This window comes from Burkholderia sp. Bp9143, assembly GCF_003853645.1.
Lineage (GTDB): Bacteria > Pseudomonadota > Gammaproteobacteria > Burkholderiales > Burkholderiaceae > Burkholderia.
This window is the reverse complement of sequence record NZ_QTPO01000002.1, coordinates 83935-100672: the sequence shown is the minus strand read 5'-3', so window position 1 is coordinate 100672 and position 16738 is coordinate 83935. Positions and strand designations below refer to the sequence as shown.

16 protein-coding genes and 1 pseudogene are annotated in these 16738 nt (G+C 68.3%); 3 read left to right on the top strand and 14 right to left on the bottom strand.

What is annotated here, in order from left to right; genetic code table 11:
* The first annotated feature begins 14 nt into the window (after positions 1-14).
* Positions 15-680 carry a histidine phosphatase family protein gene (locus DIE23_RS01900; protein ID WP_124610556.1) on the top strand — a complete coding sequence of 222 codons (666 nt, stop codon included), beginning with the start codon at positions 15-17 and terminating at the stop codon, positions 678-680.
* 50 nt (positions 681-730) lie between these two features.
* On the opposite strand, the pseudogene DIE23_RS01895 reads toward DIE23_RS01900, so the two are convergent.
* From DIE23_RS01895 to DIE23_RS01850, 10 genes and pseudogenes are all read right to left on the bottom strand, one after another.
* Positions 731-933, bottom strand: a pseudogene (locus DIE23_RS01895) (chromosome partitioning protein ParB); the annotation flags it as partial.
* A 25-nt stretch (positions 934-958) separates the two neighbouring features.
* Positions 959-1912, bottom strand: a complete 954-nt coding sequence (locus DIE23_RS01890) for an oxygenase MpaB family protein (RefSeq protein WP_124610555.1) — start codon at positions 1910-1912, stop codon at positions 959-961.
* 24 nt (positions 1913-1936) lie between these two features.
* Complete coding sequence (gene ruvB / locus DIE23_RS01885; protein WP_124610554.1) at positions 1937-3004, bottom strand: Holliday junction branch migration DNA helicase RuvB; 1068 nt, start codon at positions 3002-3004, stop codon at positions 1937-1939.
* Between the two features lie 117 nt (positions 3005-3121).
* The gene (gene ruvA / locus DIE23_RS01880) at positions 3122-3703 is read right to left on the bottom strand and encodes a Holliday junction branch migration protein RuvA (RefSeq protein WP_014898064.1); all 582 of its coding nucleotides are present in this window, start codon (positions 3701-3703) and stop codon (positions 3122-3124) included.
* 202 nt (positions 3704-3905) lie between these two features.
* On the bottom strand, positions 3906-4448 hold the full coding sequence (ruvC, locus tag DIE23_RS01875) for a crossover junction endodeoxyribonuclease RuvC (RefSeq protein ID WP_124610553.1): 543 nt from the start codon (positions 4446-4448) through the stop codon (positions 3906-3908).
* A 151-nt stretch (positions 4449-4599) separates the two neighbouring features.
* The gene (purH, locus tag DIE23_RS01870) at positions 4600-6165 is read right to left on the bottom strand and encodes a bifunctional phosphoribosylaminoimidazolecarboxamide formyltransferase/IMP cyclohydrolase (RefSeq protein WP_124610552.1); all 1566 of its coding nucleotides are present in this window, start codon (positions 6163-6165) and stop codon (positions 4600-4602) included.
* Between the two features lie 44 nt (positions 6166-6209).
* A complete protein-coding gene (locus DIE23_RS01865; RefSeq protein WP_006476892.1) occupies positions 6210-6443 on the bottom strand; it encodes a Fis family transcriptional regulator in 234 nt (77 codons plus the stop codon).
* Positions 6440-7507 (bottom strand): tRNA dihydrouridine synthase DusB, encoded by a 1068-nt coding sequence (gene dusB, locus DIE23_RS01860; protein WP_124610551.1) that lies wholly within the window; start codon positions 7505-7507, stop codon positions 6440-6442. The genes DIE23_RS01865 and dusB overlap by 4 nt, the downstream gene beginning before the upstream one ends.
* Before the next feature lie 143 nt (positions 7508-7650).
* Positions 7651-8838, bottom strand: coding sequence for a UbiH/UbiF/VisC/COQ6 family ubiquinone biosynthesis hydroxylase (locus tag DIE23_RS01855; protein ID WP_124610550.1), 1188 nt, complete (start codon positions 8836-8838; stop codon positions 7651-7653).
* A gap of 79 nt (positions 8839-8917) precedes the next feature.
* Positions 8918-10315, bottom strand: a complete 1398-nt coding sequence (locus tag DIE23_RS01850) for an aminopeptidase P N-terminal domain-containing protein (RefSeq protein WP_124610549.1) — start codon at positions 10313-10315, stop codon at positions 8918-8920.
* Between the two features lie 187 nt (positions 10316-10502).
* On the opposite strand from DIE23_RS01850, the gene DIE23_RS01845 reads away from it, so the two are divergent.
* Positions 10503-11114, top strand: coding sequence for a glutathione S-transferase family protein (locus DIE23_RS01845; RefSeq protein ID WP_124610666.1), 612 nt, complete (start codon positions 10503-10505; stop codon positions 11112-11114).
* Positions 11115-11186: 72 nt separating this feature from the next.
* On the opposite strand, the gene DIE23_RS01840 is transcribed toward DIE23_RS01845, so the two are convergent.
* From DIE23_RS01840 to DIE23_RS01825, 4 genes are all read right to left on the bottom strand, one after another.
* Entirely contained in the window at positions 11187-12806 is a 1620-nt protein-coding gene (locus tag DIE23_RS01840; protein WP_124610548.1) for an FMN-binding glutamate synthase family protein, read from the bottom strand.
* Between the two features lie 119 nt (positions 12807-12925).
* Positions 12926-14071: a tRNA 2-thiouridine(34) synthase MnmA gene (mnmA, locus tag DIE23_RS01835; RefSeq protein ID WP_124610547.1), complete on the bottom strand. Its 1146-nt coding sequence runs from the start codon at positions 14069-14071 to the stop codon at positions 12926-12928.
* Positions 14068-14577 (bottom strand): NUDIX hydrolase, encoded by a 510-nt coding sequence (locus DIE23_RS01830; RefSeq protein ID WP_124610546.1) that lies wholly within the window; start codon positions 14575-14577, stop codon positions 14068-14070. The genes mnmA and DIE23_RS01830 overlap by 4 nt, the downstream gene beginning before the upstream one ends.
* Before the next feature lie 162 nt (positions 14578-14739).
* Entirely contained in the window at positions 14740-15660 is a 921-nt protein-coding gene (locus DIE23_RS01825; RefSeq protein WP_124610545.1) for a LysR family transcriptional regulator, read from the bottom strand.
* A gap of 80 nt (positions 15661-15740) precedes the next feature.
* On the opposite strand from DIE23_RS01825, the gene DIE23_RS01820 reads away from it, so the two are divergent.
* The gene (locus tag DIE23_RS01820) at positions 15741-16664 is read left to right on the top strand and encodes a carbon-nitrogen hydrolase family protein (protein ID WP_124610544.1); all 924 of its coding nucleotides are present in this window, start codon (positions 15741-15743) and stop codon (positions 16662-16664) included.
* Positions 16665-16738: the final 74 nt, after the last annotated feature.

Here is a 16738-nt window from a genome sequence, read left to right as displayed (position 1 = left end):
GGAGACGCGCCGCGATGGCCACCACGCAGATTCTCTTCATTCGCCATGGCGAGACGGCCTGGAACCGCATCAAGCGCATCCAGGGCCATATCGACATTCCGCTGGCCGACACGGGGCTCGCGCAGGCGCAGCGGCTGGCCGTCCGGTTTGCGCGGGAAGCGCGCGAAGGACAGCGGATCGACGCGCTCTATTCGAGCGACCTGATGCGCGCGCAACAAACCGCGCAACCCTTTGCCGATGCGCTCGGGCTGCCGCTGCGGTTGCGCGAAGGGCTGCGCGAACGCGCGTACGGCGTGTTCCAGGGGCATGACAGCACCGAGATCGAGACGCTGTTTCCGGACGCTTACGCCGCGTGGCAGACGCGCGACCCGGGCTTCGCGCCCGACGGTGGCGAGTCGCAACGCGAGTTCTATCATCGCGTGCTGCATGCGCTCGAGCCGATCGTCGCCGCGCATCCGGGCGGCCGGATCGCGTGTGTCGCGCACGGCGGCGTGCTCGACTGCGTGTACCGCTTTGCAAACGGCCTTGATCTGTCGGCGCCGCGCAGCTATCAGCTGCTCAACACGAGCATCAACGTCGTCGATTACGTCGATGGCCGCGCGCAGGTCGTGCAATGGGCCGACGTGTCGCATCTGGATGCCGCGAGCGACGACGATGACGGGTATCGCAAGGTACTCTGAGCCGTTCGTACCGGTTCCGCACGGTGTCACCGGGCGGCGCCTCTTCTGCGTCAGGCTTGCTGCGGCAGTGCGTGGCGTGTCTTGTAGTCGAGCGCGTACGCGATCTTGCCGGGCTTGTCGGCCGTGATCGGCTGGCGCAGCTTGTCGAATTCCCCCCCTTGCTGTACTTCTTCCCGCCGTTGATCAAATCGGCGCGGCCGAGATCGGCGCCCGTCTTGCCGTCGATCACCGGGTTCGTGGACGCGGTTGGCCGAAAATCGAAATAATCTGAGGAACCGTCAAGAGGGCGGGGTGCCGTCGGGCGGTGTCGCGGTTGCACGGCGGCGTGCGCGTTTCGACGCGCCGTTGACGAGCGCCCAGCGCAGCACGGGGGCGACTGCCCGGACACCGGGCCGGACCACCGCGCGTCGCAGCGGCGCGAACGTCGACACGCCGAGCCTGCGCTGCGCCCAGGGCGGCAGCAGGTCGATGCCGGCATGCATGATCAGCGACGCGGCCGGCCGCAGCGCGGGTGTCGCAACCGGCACATTCAGCAGGATCTGCATGACGTCGAAGGTGTGCGGCCCGGCTTCGAGTTCGGGTTGCATGCGCGCGAAATAGGCCGCTACCTCGGCACGTGAACGGGGCACATCCCGGGCGCCGAGCAACTCGGCGATCAATGCCGTTTCAGCGTAGTAGCTGTCCTGCAGCTCGCCCGACAGCGACGGATTCACATAGCGCAAATGCGCGGTGAGAAAGCTCGATACTTCCGCGACATGCACCCAGGTCAGCAACGCCGGATCGTCGGCTCGGTACGGCCGGCCGTCGGGCGCGGTACCCGATATGCGCGCGTGGATCGTTTTCACGCGTTCGATCAGTGCGAGTGCGTCCGCGCGGCTGCCGAACGTCGTGCCCGTGATGAACGTGGCGGTGCGTCGCAAGCGGCCGAGGATGTCGGTGCGAAACGACGAGTGATCCCAGACGCCCGCGAGCGCGAGCGGATGGAGCGCCTGCAGCAGCAGCGCGGCAATGCCGCCCGTCATCATCGACGTGAAATCGGCATGCACGCGCCAGCAGATGGCGTCGGGGCCGAACAGCCCCGGGTCTCCAGGCGGCGACGAGAGATCGATCGACGGACCGCCACCGCCCGTTGTCAGGTGCGTGATGCCGGCCACGAGCCGCTTGCGGATCGGTTCGACCCAGCGCGGGCCCGGTGCGGGGGCGGTGGGGTGGCGGCTGGGCGGCGTGGTCATGGCTGGCTTGGCGCGGGCAGCGGGTTACTTCCCGTCGAGGGTATCCCACGTCCCGCGTTCGGCGTTGCCGGCATCGGGCGCGGAGAGCCCGAAGTGGCGGTACGTGAGCAGCGTCGCTATGCGCCCGCGCGGCGTGCGCTGCAGGAAGCCCTGCTGGATCAGGTACGGTTCGAGCACGTCCTCGATCGTGTCGCGCTCCTCGCCGATCGCCGCCGCGAGGTTGTCGATGCCGACCGGGCCGCCGTCGAACTTGTGCAGGATCGCCTCGAGCAGCTTGCGGTCCATCAGGTCGAAGCCGACCGGATCGACGTCGAGCATCGCGAGCGCGGCGTCGGCGACGGCCGCGGTGATCTGGCCGTCGGCCTTCACTTCCGCATAGTCGCGCACGCGGCGCAGCAGCCGGTTCGCGATCCGCGGCGTGCCGCGCGAGCGCTTCGCGATCTCCAGCGCGCCGTTCGGATCGATCTGCGCGTTCAGCAGCGACGCCGAACGGCGCACGATGCGCGACAGTTGATCGGCATCGTAGAACTCGAGGCGCGAGACGATTCCGAAGCGATCGCGCAGCGGGTTGGTCAGCATCCCCGCGCGCGTGGTCGCGCCGACCAGCGTGAACGGCTGCAGGTCGAGCTTCACGCTGCGCGCGGCCGGCCCTTCGCCGATCATGATGTCGATCTGGTAATCCTCGAGCGCCGGGTACAGGATTTCCTCGACGACCGGCGACAGCCGGTGGATCTCGTCGATGAACAGCACGTCGTTCGCTTCGAGGTTGGTCAGCAGCGCGGCGAGGTCGCCCGCGCGTTCGAGCACGGGGCCCGACGTCTGGCGCAGGTTTACGCCCATCTCGCGCGCGATGATGTGCGCGAGGGTGGTCTTGCCGAGGCCCGGCGGTCCGAACAGCAGCACGTGGTCGAGCGGCTCGGCGCGGCGCTTCGCGGCCTCGATGAAGATCTCGAGCTGGCCGCGCACCTTTTCCTGGCCGACGTAGTCGTCGAGCTGGCGCGGCCGCAGCGCGCGTTCGAACACCTCCTCGTGCGACGAGGCGGGCGTGGCGGCGATGATCCGCTCGGCGGCGAGTTTGTCGGTTTCAATCATGCGGCCATTGTACCGCGCGCCGTCACGTGGCCGAACTGGCCGAACTGGCCGAACGGCCGACTGGTGCGCGCCGCACGGCGGCGCGACACTGGCTCCGACACGCCGTTCGGGCGGGCGTTATACCTTCGACAGTGCCTTGAGCGCGAGCTTGATGCCCTCGGACACACCGGTGCCGGCCGGCACGTTCTTGATCGCGGCGAGGCCTTCCTTTTCCGAGTAGCCGAGCGCGAGCAGCGCGTTGAGGATGTCGGTCGCGTGGTCGGACGGCGACGCGGCGCCGGCGAGCGCACCGAGGTCCGCGCCGAGCTTGCCCTTCAACTCCAGCAGCAGGCGCTCGGCGGTCTTCTTGCCGATGCCGGGCAGGCGGGTGAGACGTGCGGCGTCCTGCATCGTCACCGCCTGCGCGAGCTCCTGAACGCTCATGCCGGACAGCACGGCCAGCGCCATGCGCGCGCCGATGCCGGTGATCTTCAGCAGTTCGCGGAAGGTCGTGCGCTCCTGCGGCGTCAGGAAGCCGTACAGCAGGTGCGCGTCCTCGCGCACGATCTGCTGCGTGAGCAGCACGACGCGCTCGCCCGTTTGCGGCAGGTTGTAGAAGGTGCTCATCGGCACGTCGATTTCGTAGCCGACGCCGTTGCAGTCGACGAGCAGGTGAGGCGGATTCTTTTCGAGCAGGATGCCGGCGATGCGACCGATCATGGATGGCGGGATGCGAGGAGGAAAGCGCGAGTGTAGCGCAGGTGCGGCGCGATGCCGATGGGTTGGCCGTCAGGTCGGGGCGACGCGCGGCGCGTGCGCGACGCGGGGCGATCAGGCGGGCAGGGCAGGCAGGGCGGTGGCAGGCGCAATGCGTGCGATGCGGGTGGTCGTGCGCCGCGCCGAAGGAATGCGTGCCGTCGCGTCAGCCGACGAGCCGTCCTCGCCGCACGCGCAGCCCCTTTTTCGCGAGCGCCGGCGCGAGGCCGCCGATCGTGCCGAGCGTATTGCCGCTGTGCGCATGGCAGATCGCCATCCCGAGCGCGTCGGCCGCGTCGCTGCCGGGCTGGCCGGTCAGGTTGAGCAGCCGCGTGACCATCTCCTGCATCTGCGACTTGGTCGCGCGGCCGTAACCGACGACGGCCTGCTTCAGTTGCAGCGCGGTGTATTCGGCCACTGGCAGGCCACCGGAGACGAGCCCGCAGATCGCGGCGCCGCGCGCCTGGCCGAGCAGCAGCGTCGACTGCGGGTTCACGTTGACGAACACCTGTTCGATCGCGGCCTGGTCGGGCGCGTGTTCGCGCACGAGCGTCGATACACCCTGGAAGATCGTGCCGAGCCGGGTGGCCAGGTCGGCCGTGGGCGTGCGGATCACGCCGCTCGCGACATAGGCGAGCCGGTGGCCGCTGACGTCGATGACGCCGAAGCCGGTGACGCGCAGGCCGGGGTCGATGCCGAGAATTCGCATGAGTGAGGAGAAAAACCTGATGCAGCGATACTACAACGAATGGTGCGTGGCGCCGGCCGCACGGATGCGTGTGCCGGCGCCGCGCAATAAAAAACCCGGCGGGTATGATGCCGCCGGGTTTGCGTGCAGCGGCCGCGCGGGCCGCGTGCGATCAGTGACGGAAGTGACGCACGCCCGTCAGGATCATCGCGATGCCGTGCTCGTCGGCCGCCGCGATCACTTCGTCGTCGCGCATCGAGCCGCCCGGCTGGATCACGCAGGTCGCGCCTGCCGCCACGACGACGTCGAGACCGTCGCGGAACGGGAAGAACGCATCCGACGCGACGGCCGAACCGGCCAGCGTGAGGCCCGCGTTCTGCGCCTTGATGCTCGCGATGCGTGCCGAATCGACGCGGCTCATCTGGCCTGCGCCGACGCCGAGCGTCATGCCGTTGCCGCAGAACACGATCGCGTTCGACTTCACGTACTTCGCGACGCGCCATGCGAACAGCAGGTCGTCCATTTCCTTCGCGGTCGGCTGGCGCTTCGTCACGACGCGCAGCTCGCTCGGCTGCACGTTCTTCGAATCGAGCGACTGCACGAGCAGGCCGCCGCCCACGCGCTTCAGGTCGAAGGCGTTATGGCCGTCGCCCAGCGCGATCTCGAGCAGGCGAACGTTCTGCTTCGCGGCGAACACCTGCTTCGCGGCGTCCGTGAACGATGGCGCGATCAGCACTTCGACGAACTGCTTCGCCACCGCCTGCGCGGCCGTCTCGTCGACTTCGCGGTTGAACGCGATGATGCCGCCGAACGCCGACGTCGGGTCGGTCTGGAATGCCTTCGCGTACGCGTCGGTCGAGTCGTTGCCGACCGCGACGCCGCACGGGTTCGCATGCTTGATGATCACGCAGGCCGGCGCGTCGAACGTCTTCACGCATTCCCACGCCGCGTCCGAATCCGCGATGTTGTTGTACGACAGTTCCTTGCCCTGCAGCTGGCGGTAGTTCGCCAGTGCGCCGGCCGGCGCCGCGAAGTCGCGGTAGAACGCGGCGCTCTGGTGCGGGTTCTCGCCGTAGCGCAGGTCCTGCACCTTGTCGAACGCCATGTTCAGCGTGGCGGGGTACGCGCTGCGCGATGCGTGCTGCAGCTCGTCGGTCAGGCTCGTCAGGTAGTTCGTGATCGCGCCGTCGTATTGCGCGGTGTGCGCGAACACCTTCGTCGCGAGGCGGAAGTTCGTCGCATAGCCGATCGCGTTGCCGTTCGCCTTCATTTCGTCGAGCACGACCGCGTAGTCGGCCGGGTCGACGACGACCGTCACGTCACGGTGGTTCTTCGCGGCCGAGCGCAGCATCGTCGGGCCGCCGATATCGATGTTCTCGATCGCGTCGGCGAGCGTGCAGTCGTCCTTCGCGATCGTCGCGACGAACGGATACAGGTTCACGACCAGCAGGTCGATCGTCGGGATGCCGTGCTGCTCCAGCGCCTGCATGTGCTCGGGCAAGTCGCGGCGGGCGAGGATGCCGCCGTGCACCTTCGGGTGGAGCGTCTTCACGCGCCCATCGAGCATTTCCGGGAAGCCCGTGTAGTCAGCCACTTCTGTCACGGGCAGGCCCGCGTCGGCGAGGAGTTTCGCGGTGCCGCCGGTCGACAGCAGCTTGACGCCGAGGTCGGACAGCGACTTCGCGAAGTCGACGATGCCGGTCTTGTCGGAAACGGAAATGAGCGCTTGCTTGATCATGATGGAACCACCAATAGCCAGGGAAACGGGGACGGGACGGCCGCCTACAGCAGGCCGTGCTGCTGCAGCTTCTTGCGCAGCGTATTGCGATTGATGCCGAGGTACTCCGCGGCGAGCGACTGGTTGCCGCCGGCCTGTACGAGCACGACCTCGAGCATCGGCTTTTCGACGCAGGACATCACCATTTCATAGACGTCGTGCGGATTGGAGCCGTCTAGATCCCGGAAATACACGTCCAGGCTCTCGCGGACACATTGTTCGATGTTGTGCTTGCTCATGCTGCTAACTGGTTATGGTCGTCCGACTCGCCCTGGCCGTTTTCCTCTTCGTCATCGACGTAGACGAGGTGGTCCGACAGCGCCTTTTGCGCCTCGAAGAATGCATTGACGGCGGCGAGCTGCTCGCGGGTGGAATCGAGCGTGTTCATCCTGTGCCGGAACCCGTTGGCACCGGAAAGGCCGCGAGTGTACCAGCCGATGTGCTTGCGCGCAGTACGGACGCCCGTGAATTCACCGTAGAACGCGTAGTGGTCTTCCAGGTGTTCGTTCATCACGTGCTGGATCTCGTCGATCAGCGGCGGGGGCAGCAGCTCGCCGGTTTGCAGGAAATGATCGATTTCACGGAACAGCCACGGCCGGCCTTGCGCGGCGCGACCGATCATCAGTGCGTCGGCGCCGGTTGCGTCGAGCACGGCCTTCGCTTTTGCCGGCGACGTGATGTCGCCGTTCGCGACGACCGGGATGCGCACGGCCGCCTTCACGGCCGCGATCGTGTCATATTCCGCGTCGCCGCGGTAGAGGTCGGCGCGCGTGCGGCCGTGCACGGTCAGCATCGATATGCCGGCCGCTTCGGCGAGGCGCGCGACCGTGATCGCGTTCTTGTGCTCGCGATCCCAGCCGGTGCGGATCTTCAGCGTGACGGGCACCGCATCCGGCCCCGTGCCGACCGCCGCGACGACGGCCTCGACGATCCGCTGCACGAGCGGCTCGTTCTGCAGCAGCGCGGAGCCGGCCGCGACGTTGCAGACCTTCTTCGCCGGGCAGCCCATGTTGATGTCGATGATCTGCGCGCCGTTGTCGACGTTGTAGCGGGCCGCTTCGGCCATCATCGCCGGATCGGCGCCGGCGATCTGCACCGCGATCGGCTCGACTTCGCCTTCGTGGTTCGCCCGCCGCATCGTCTTCGCGCTCTTCCACAGCTGCGCATTGGACGCGACCATCTCGGACACGGCGTACCCGGCGCCCAGCCGCTTGCACAGCTGGCGGAACGGGCGATCCGTCACGCCGGCCATCGGGGCGACGAACAGGTTGTTACGCAATACGTGAGAGCCGATAACGGGCATCGCAATGGCACCGCCCGCGAGCGCCGGGCGTCGCGGGCAAAAAAGGGCGGAGGGAAAACGTGTATTTTACCGTATTCCCATGCCCCGCCGATTTGACCCGGTTTGCGCGGCCTGACGGCGCGCAACGCGCGGTGCGCCCCGCGTCAGTTGCGCTGGCCGAACATCATCTGGCGCGCGATCGCCTTCTTGAGCGGTGGCACGAATTCGAGCGCGGTGAGCGCCGCGCCGCGCAGCAGCGGAAGGGGGCCGGCGTCGACCGTGAACAGGCGCGCGAGCGTGTCGGTTGCGCCGATCGTGAAGCGCCGGTCGAGCGCGCGCCGCGCGTTGAAGGTTGCGAGCGCGGTCGCTTCGAAGCCCTGCGTGGACAGCGCGTCGACGAGCGTGTGCGCATCGCGCAGCCCGAGGTTGAGCCCCTGGCCGGCGACCGGGTGCAGCGTTTGGGCGGCGTTGCCGACGATCGCGATGCGCCCGTTGACGAGGGTTTGCGCCGCGTTCAGCCCGAGCGGGAACGATGCGCGCCCCGCGATCGCGACGAACTGGCCCATCCGCTCGCCGAATGCAGCGCCGAGTTCGCGCAGGAACGCGTCGTCGGGAAGGGCGGCGCGGCGGGCCGCCTCGTCGGGCGTGCAGCACCACACGAGCGAATACTCGGCCTGGCGCGGGCCGCCGAGCGGCAGCAGCGCGAGCGGGCCTTCGTGCGTGAAGCGTTCCCATGCGACGTTCGGGCGCGGCGCCGAGACCGTGACCGTGCCGACGATTGCGGTCTGGCCGTAGTCGCGGCGATGCTTGCCGGTATCGGCCTGCTGTTCGTGGAACAGCCCGCCTTCGGCGTTGATGACGATGCGCGCGCGCAGCGTACGCTCGCCTTGCGGGCCGTCGAGTGTGAGCGCGACGCCGTCGGCGTCCTGTTGCGGCGCGCGTGCGGTGGTCGACGTGAGCCAGTCGACGCGTGTGCCGCGCACCGCCTGCGCGAGTGCCTGGACGATCGAGCCATAGCGCACGACGTAGCCGAGCGCGGCGAGGTCGTGCTCGTCGCGGTCGATCAGCGTGCGCCCGAAGTGGCCGCGCTGCGACACGTGGATGTGTTCGATCGGTGTCGCGTCGGCCGGCCATCCGAGCGTGTCGAGCAGCACGCGGCTGCCGTGCGACACGGCGATCGCGCGCGGGTCGTTCGCGCTCGCGGCCGGCTCGCGCGCGTCGATCAGCGCGATCGACGCGTGCTGCGTCGCGCTGCGTCGTGCGAGCCAGCCGGCGAGCGCGAGCCCGACGGGGCCCGCGCCGACGATGGCGAGGTCGTAGTCCGGTGTGGCCGGGGAGGAAGCGGTCGTCATCAGTGTTCGTGAAACGGGGTAACGGTCAACGGCGGTTCAACGGCGGGGCAGCCGAGGGTGATGGCGGCCTGCGGCACGCTCATGCGCCATGTGCCGCACCCGCGCGCATCAATGCCTCGATCTCTGCGGCCGCGACCGGCACGTCGCGCGTGATCAGCTCGCAACCGTGCTCGCGCACGATCGCGTCGTCCTCGATGCGGATGCCGATGTTCCAGTATTCGGACGGTACGTCGTCGGCGGCGCGCACGTACAGGCCCGGCTCGACGGTGAGCGTCATGCCGGATTTCAGCGTGCGCCACGGCAGCGCGCCGTTGGCGTCGCGCGCGGCGAGCCGCTCGCGGTAGTCGCCGCAATCGTGCACGTCCATGCCGATCCAGTGACCGGTACGGTGCATGTAGAAGCGTGCGTAGGCACGCTCGGCGATCACGTCGTCGACGCTCGAGAAGCGCGTCTTCGGGATGATGCCGGTATCGAGCAGCCCTTGCGCCAGCACACGCACGGCCGCGTCGTGCGGCGCCTCGAACGGCACGCCCGCGCGCGTCGCGTCGATCGCGGCCTGCTGCGCGGCGAGCACGATGTCGTACAGCGTGCGCTGCGCGGGCGAGAAGCGTCCGTTGGCCGGGAACGTGCGCGTGATGTCCGACGCGTAGCCGTCGAGTTCGCACGCGGCATCGATCAGGATCAGGTCGCCGTCCTGCGCGGACGCGTTGCCGGCCGGGTAGTGCAGCACGCACGCGTTCGCGCCGGCCGCCACGATCGAGCCGTACGCGGGCGCCTGTGCGCCATGCTTGCGGAACGTGTACAGCAGCTCGGCCTCGAGTTCGTATTCGCGGATGCCCGGGCGGCACACCTGCATCGCGCGACGGTGCGCGAGCGCGGAGATGTGTGCGGCACGCATCATGATCGCGAGTTCGTGCTCGTCCTTCACGAGCCGCATGTCGTCGAGCAGCGGCGTGAGGTCGAGCAGCGCGTCCGGCGCGGCGACGCCCGTGCGCGCCTGCGCGCGCACCGCATCGATCCAGCCGGCGAGCTGGCGGTCGAACTCGGCCGACGCGCCGAACCGGTAGTGCACGGTGCCCGCATCGGCGAGCAGGCGCGGCATTTCGGTGTCGATCACGTCGACCGCATAGGCCGCGTCGAATCCGAACGCATCGCGCGCGGTCTCGGGCCCGTAATGGAAACCTTCCCAGATCTCGCGGTCGGCATTCTTCGCGCGGCAGAACAGGATCGATTCCGGCGCGCCGTGCGACCCGGCCGCGCTCAGCACGAGCACGGCATCCGGCTCGGTGAAGCCCGTCAGGTAATGGAAGTAGCTGTCATGCCGGTACGGAAAGGCCGTATCGCGGTTGCGCAGCATTTCCGGCGCGGTGGGGACGATGGCGACGCCGCCGCCCGCGGCGCGCAGTGCGGCAAGCACGCGTTCGCGGCGCTGGCGGTAGACGTCGACGGCGATGGCGGTATCGAGGGGCGCATTCATCGTGCGATTGTAGCGCCGCCGGACGCGGCGCGTGAGAGCTGTGGCCGCAAGCCACGCCGGACGGGGCTCGGCGACGGCTGTTGCAAACCATCCACAGGCCGGGCGGGCGATTTTCTACCGCGCCATGCCGGCCGGTTATGATCGGCGACAACGTATACTCTCGGCGGTTCCCTTAAAAAGGCAGATGATGAAATTAATCGGTTCGCTCAGCAGCCCGTACGTCCGAAAGGCGCGGATCGTGCTTGCTGAAAAGAAGATCGACTACAAGCTGGAGCTCGAGAACGTGTGGGCGCCGGAGACGGACATTCATGCATCGAATCCGCTCGGCAAGGTCCCGTGTCTCGTGATGGAGGATGGTGCCGCGGTGTTCGATTCCCGCGTGATCTGCGAATACGTCGATACGCTGTCGCCGGTCGGCAAGCTGATTCCGCCGTCTGGGCGCGAACGTGTCGAAGTGCGTTGCTGGGAAGCGCTGGGCGACGGCGTGCTCGACGCGGCCGTGGCGATTCGTCTCGAACACACGCTGCGTGACGAAGCGCAGCGCAGCGCGAGCTGGATCGCGCGCCAGCAGCGCAAGATCGACGACGCCCTCGTCGCGATGTCGCAGGGCCTCGGCGGCAAGACGTGGTGCGTCGGTAATCATTACACGCTCGCCGACATCGCACTCGGCTGCGCGCTCGGCTACCTCGACTTCCGGATGCCCGAACTCAACTGGCGCGACCGCCATCCGAATCTCGACAAGCATTACGTGAAGCTGTCGCAGCGGCAGACGTTCACCGACACGCTGCCGCAAGGCTGACCCTCCGCCGATTGCGGATCGGGCAGGCAAAGGAAAAGCGCCCCGTCGAGAGGCCGTCGCACCGATCGCCCGTTACTCGATCGACGTGTAAACGGTTTCGCCCAGCACGAACGAATCGCTGCGCGCGATCGGCCACCACTTGTCGTACAGCGAATAGCCGCAGGTCCGGCCATCGAGCAGCGCGCCGGGCTTCAGGTACTTCAGCAACTGCGACATCAGCCGCACTTCGTGCGGCGCGACCCGCTGCACGATGTGATGCGCGCGCAGCTCGGACGGATGGCCGAGGCCGGCCGCCTGCACGAGTTCCTGCAGCGCATGCAGCGTATTGCGATGGAAGTTGTACACGCGCTCAGCCTTGTCGGGCACGACGAGGGCGCGCTGGCGCACCGGGTCCTGGGTGGCGACGCCGGTCGGGCACCGGTCGGTGTGGCAGTGCTGCGCTTGGATGCAGCCGACCGCGAACATGAAGCCGCGCGCCGAGTTCACCCAGTCGGCGCCGATCGCGAGCGTGCGCGCGATGTCGAACGCGGTGATGATCTTGCCGCTCGCACCGATCTTCACGCGGTCGCGCACGCCGATCCCGACGAGCGTGTTGTGCACCAGCAGCAGCCCTTCCTGCAGCGGCACGCCGACATGGTCGGTGAATTCGAGCGGCGCCGCGCCGGTACCGCCTTCCGCGCCGTCGACGACGATGAAGTCGGGCACGATGCCCGTCTCGATCATCGCCTTCGCGATCCCGAAGAATTCCCACGGATGGCCGATGCACAGCTTGAAGCCGGTCGGCTTGCCGCCCGACAGCGTGCGCAGCCGCTCGACGAATTCGAGCAGCCCGCGCGGCGTCGAGAATTCCGAGTGCGTGGCGGGCGAGATGCAGTCCTTGCCCATCGGCACGCCGCGCGTCTCGGCGATCTCGGGCGTGATCTTCGCGGCCGGCAGCACGCCGCCGTGGCCGGGTTTCGCGCCTTGCGACAGCTTGATCTCGATCATCCTGACCTGCGGATCGGCAGCCTGCTTCGCGAACTTGTCGGGGTTGAAGGTGCCGTCTTCGTTGCGGCAGCCGAAGTAGCCGGACGCGATCTCCCAGATGATGTCGCCGCCGTTCTCGCGGTGGTACTTCGACAGCGAGCCTTCGCCGGTGTCGTGCGCGAACCCGCCTTTCTTCGCGCCGAGGTTCAGCGAGCGGATCGCGTTCGCGGACAGCGAGCCGAAGCTCATCGCCGAGATATTGAAGATCGAGATGTCGTATGGCTGCGCGCGGTTCGCGCCGACGCGGATGCGGAAGTCGTGGCTCGGCAGCTTCGTCGGCGCGAGCGAGTGGCTGATCCATTCGTGCGCGACGGCCTTCACGTTCAGTTCGGTGCCGTACGGGCGGTTGTCGGCGACGTTCTTCGCGCGCTGGTAGACGAGGCTGCGCTGCGCGCGCGAGAACGGCTTCTCGTCGGTGTCGTCCTCGACGAAATACTGGCGGATCTCGGGGCGGATGAACTCGAACAGGAAGCGGAAATGGCCCCAGAGCGGGTAGTTGCGCAGGATCGCGTGACGGTCCTGGTTCAGGTCGTACAGGCCGACGGCGACGAAGGCGACGGGGATGATGATCCACATCCAGGAAAGCACGTGGATCGACGCGAGTGCGGCCGCCGCAACGAGCAGCAGCACGGCACACCACATCGCGAGGTAGCGTCGTGAAAGCATGGGGGCTCCGTAAGCATCTTGAAATGCCGCCATGCGTTTGCTGCGAGGGCGGCGCACCGGCCGCGGCGGAATCGTGTTCCGCCGGGCGCGGCGTGCCGCAAGTCTAAACCGAATGGATGTCAGCGTGCTTCGGCGAGCGTGCCCGCGTGGGCTGCCGCCGATGCCGGCGCCGTCTGGCCGGTGGCCGCGGACTCGATGATGCCGCCGCCGAGGCAGATCTCGCCGTCGTACAGCACGGCCGACTGGCCGGGCGTGACCGCCCATTGCGCGTCGTCGAATGCGAGCGAGAAGCGTCCTTCGTCGGCCCGACCGAACGAGCACGCCGCATCGGCCTGCCGGTAGCGCGTCTTCGCGCCGCACGAGAAGCCTTCGGCCGGCGGCTCGCCCGCGACCCAGCTCACGTTGCCGGCGACGAGCTCGCGCGACAGCAGCCACGGATGGTCGTGGCCCTGCACGACGTACAGCGTGTTCGACGCGATGTCCTTCGCCGCGACGAACCACGGCTCGCCGCTGCCGTCCTTGCTGCCGCCGAGGCCGATGCCCTTGCGCTGGCCGAACGTGTAGAACGCGAGGCCGATGTGCTCGCCGATCACCTTGCCGTCCGGCGTCTTCATCGGGCCGGGCTTCGTCGGAAGATAGCGGTTCAGGAAGTCGCGGAACGGCCGTTCGCCGATGAAGCAGATGCCGGTCGAATCCTTCTTCTTCGCGTTCGGCAGGCCGATCTGCGCGGCGATCTCGCGCACCTTCGTCTTCGGGATCTCGCCGAGCGGGAACATCGTCTTCGACAGTTGCGCCTGGTTCAGGCGGTGCAGGAAGTACGACTGGTCTTTCGTGTGATCGAATGCCTTCAGCAGCTCGAAGCGACCGTCGCGCTCGCGCACGCGCGCGTAGTGGCCGGTCGCGATCATTTCCGCGTCGAGTGACATCGCGTGGTCGAGGAACGCCTTGAACTTGATCTCGGCGTTGCACAGCACGTCCGGGTTCGGCGTGCGGCCGGCCGAGTACTCGCGCAGGAATTCGGCGAACACGCGGTCCTTGTATTCGGCCGCGAAGTTCACGGCTTCCACGTCGATGCCGATCAGGTCGGCCACCGACACCACGTCGATCCAGTCCTGGCGCGTCGAGCAGTATTCGCCGTCGTCGTCGTCTTCCCAGTTCTTCATGAACAGGCCGACCACGTCGTACCCCTGTTCCTTCAACAGCCACGCGGTCACCGACGAATCGACGCCGCCCGACATGCCCACCACTACACGGCGCTTGCTCATTTGTTTACCGCCTGACGGTCGAATGCGTCCGGGCGCGGCGCGACCGAATGCGTGTGCACGAAATCGAGCGGAATGCGCCGCCCGGCGAGATAGTCGTCGACGCAGCGCATTACCGCGGGCGAGCGGTGGCGCTCGCTGCACGCACGCAGTTCGTCGGCGCTCATCCACAGCGTGCGGACGATGCCGTCGTCGAGCCTGTGGTTCGGCAGCGGCTCGCCGGCCTTGCCGCAGAACGTGAAGCGCAGGTAGGTCGCGCCGGCGCTGCCGGGGCGGTCGTAGTGCGCGAGATAGACGCCGACGAGGGCATCGGGGACGAACGGATGCGCGGTTTCCTCGAGCGTCTCGCGGATCACGGCGTCGGCGAGCGTCTCGCCGGCTTCGAGATGGCCGGCCGGCTGATTGATACGCAGGCCCGTCGAGGTTTCTTCCTCGATCACGAGAAAGCGACCGGCGCGCTCGACGAGCGCCGCGACGGTCACATGCGGGGTCCAGATTTCGGGTTTCATGGTTCGGCATTTTACCGGTTGCGCCCGCACGCTGCCGGCCGTCAAGTTAGACGAATCCGACCCCGGCCGCTCTTGCGGCGGCGGCGAGGCTTCCCGATCGCCGCGACGCGCGTCGGCGGCGCGGAAGGTCCGGCCGACACCGGCTGAATCCCGCCCCGTTTTTCAAGGCGCGACGATCGTCGCGACGCAGGCGGCGATCGTGTCCCGCACGCGCACGATCGCCGGGTCGCGCTGCGTGCTCGTGCGCCAGCCGATCTCCACCGGGTAGCGTGGCAGCTCGACCGGGCACGCGAGCGCATGCAGGGACGTCGCTTGCGCGATCGCGCGGGCCGCGTGTGCCGGAATCGTCGCCACCGCGTCGGAACCGGCGAGCAGGTACGGCAGCGCCGCGAAATGCGTGGTCGAGGCCGCGACGCGCCGCTTGTGGCCGAGCGCGGCCAGCGCCTCGTCGACGATCCCGATCACGCCGCCCGACGATACGAGCAAGTGATCGCGCTGCAGGAAATCGGCGAGCGCGAGCGTGGCGGGCGAGCGCGCGCGGCCGGCCGGATCGATCAGGCACGCATAACCGCCCGTGGCGAGCGCGCGCCGGCTGAGCCCGTTCGCCGAGAACCCGCCCGACGCGATCGCGAGATCGACGCCGTGCCGCAGCAGCGCGTCGCCCGCGATGCTGCTGTGCGTCTGCCGGAAGATCAGCCGGATGCCCGCGGCTTCGCGTGCGACCGCGTCGATCAGCGCGCGGCCGAGCGCGATCTCGAAGTCGTCCGACAGCCCGATCGAGATCGTGCGGCCGACCCGTTCGCCGCCGTCGGCCGCGATCGCGAGGCTTGCACGGCAGCGGTCGAGCGCGTCGGACAGGATCGGCTTCAGTTCGTCCGCGCGCGGCGTCGGCGCGAGCCCGCGGCCGGTACGCACGAACAGCGGATCGGCGTAGATCACGCGCAGCCGCGCGAGCGCCGCGCTGACGGCCGACTGCGTGAGGCCGAGCCGCAGCGCCGCACGGCTCGCGCCGCCTTCCTCGTGCAGCGCCTCGAACACCTTCAGCAGGTTCAGGTCGAGCCCGGCGATATCATCCGCATTCATGTCAGTTATCGTTGTATCGATTTGATCGATGAAATGATATCGATAAAGATGGCGTCATCCCACACACCGGAGACGCCTTAATGTCCACCTCAGTCATCGCCGCGCTGCAGATCGGCGCATCGCCCGCCGGCACGCGCGCCACGCTCGACACGATCCTCGGCTACGAAACCGCGATCCGCGACAGCGGCGCGTCGCTCGTCGTGCTGCCCGAGGCCGTGCTCGGCGGCTATCCGAAAGGCGAGATATTCGGCACGCGGCTCGGCTACCGGCTGCCCGAGGGCCGCGACGCGTATGCGCGCTACGCCGCGCAGGCGATCGACGTGCCGGGCGCCGAAACCGACGAGCTGGCCGCGCTGTCGCAGCGCACCGGCGCGAGCCTCGTGGTCGGCGTGATCGAGCGCGGCGGCAGCACCCTGTACTGCACGGCGCTGTTCTTCGATCCGCGCGACGGCCTCGTCGCGAAGCACCGCAAGCTGATGCCGACCGGCACCGAACGGCTGATCTGGGGGCAGGGCGACGGCTCGACGCTGCCGGTGGTCGACACGGCCGCGGGCCGCGCGGGCGCCGTGATCTGCTGGGAGAACCACATGCCGCTCCTGCGCTGCGCGATGTATGCGAAAGGCGTGCAGATCTGGTGCGCGCCGACCGTCGACGAGCGCGACCTGTGGCAAAGCTCGATGCGGCACATCGCGCACGAGGGGCGCTGCTTCGTCGTGAGCGCCTGCCAGGTGCAGCCGTCGCCGCGCGCGCTTGGCATCGACGTGCCGGGCTGGGATCCCGAGCGGCCGCTGATCCGCGGTGGCAGCGTGATCGTCGGGCCGCTCGGCGACCTGCTGACGGAGCCGTTGATCGGCGAGGCCGGGCTCGTGACCGCGCGCATCGATACCGACGAACTCGTGCGTGCGCGTTACGACTTCGACGTGGTCGGGCACTATGCGCGCGCCGACGTGTTTTCGCTGCACGTCGACGAGCGGCCGAAGCGCTCGGTGGTGTTCGGGGAATGACAATGGTTGCCGGGGCGAGGATGCCCCGGCGTGCGCATGGCGACGTGGCGGCATGGCGGCGGCGCGGCATGCGG

What these genes read in the sequence shown, in the direction of transcription:
- DIE23_RS01900 (WP_124610556.1), top strand. Translation starts at nt 15, where the DNA reads ATGGCCACCACGCAGATTCTCTTCATTCGCCATGGCGAGACGGCCTGG.
- DIE23_RS01890 (WP_124610555.1), bottom strand. Translation starts at nt 1,912, where the DNA reads ATGACCACGCCGCCCAGCCGCCACCCCACCGCCCCCGCACCGGGCCCG.
- ruvB (WP_124610554.1), bottom strand. Translation starts at nt 3,004, where the DNA reads ATGATTGAAACCGACAAACTCGCCGCCGAGCGGATCATCGCCGCCACG.
- ruvA (WP_014898064.1), bottom strand. Translation starts at nt 3,703, where the DNA reads ATGATCGGTCGCATCGCCGGCATCCTGCTCGAAAAGAATCCGCCTCAC.
- ruvC (WP_124610553.1), bottom strand. Translation starts at nt 4,448, where the DNA reads ATGCGAATTCTCGGCATCGACCCCGGCCTGCGCGTCACCGGCTTCGGC.
- purH (WP_124610552.1), bottom strand. Translation starts at nt 6,165, where the DNA reads ATGATCAAGCAAGCGCTCATTTCCGTTTCCGACAAGACCGGCATCGTC.
- DIE23_RS01865 (WP_006476892.1), bottom strand. Translation starts at nt 6,443, where the DNA reads ATGAGCAAGCACAACATCGAACAATGTGTCCGCGAGAGCCTGGACGTG.
- dusB (WP_124610551.1), bottom strand. Translation starts at nt 7,507, where the DNA reads ATGCCCGTTATCGGCTCTCACGTATTGCGTAACAACCTGTTCGTCGCC.
- DIE23_RS01855 (WP_124610550.1), bottom strand. Translation starts at nt 8,838, where the DNA reads ATGACGACCGCTTCCTCCCCGGCCACACCGGACTACGACCTCGCCATC.
- DIE23_RS01850 (WP_124610549.1), bottom strand. Translation starts at nt 10,315, where the DNA reads ATGAATGCGCCCCTCGATACCGCCATCGCCGTCGACGTCTACCGCCAG.
- DIE23_RS01845 (WP_124610666.1), top strand. Translation starts at nt 10,503, where the DNA reads ATGAAATTAATCGGTTCGCTCAGCAGCCCGTACGTCCGAAAGGCGCGG.
- DIE23_RS01840 (WP_124610548.1), bottom strand. Translation starts at nt 12,806, where the DNA reads ATGCTTTCACGACGCTACCTCGCGATGTGGTGTGCCGTGCTGCTGCTC.
- mnmA (WP_124610547.1), bottom strand. Translation starts at nt 14,071, where the DNA reads ATGAGCAAGCGCCGTGTAGTGGTGGGCATGTCGGGCGGCGTCGATTCG.
- DIE23_RS01830 (WP_124610546.1), bottom strand. Translation starts at nt 14,577, where the DNA reads ATGAAACCCGAAATCTGGACCCCGCATGTGACCGTCGCGGCGCTCGTC.
- DIE23_RS01825 (WP_124610545.1), bottom strand. Translation starts at nt 15,660, where the DNA reads ATGAATGCGGATGATATCGCCGGGCTCGACCTGAACCTGCTGAAGGTG.
- DIE23_RS01820 (WP_124610544.1), top strand. Translation starts at nt 15,741, where the DNA reads ATGTCCACCTCAGTCATCGCCGCGCTGCAGATCGGCGCATCGCCCGCC.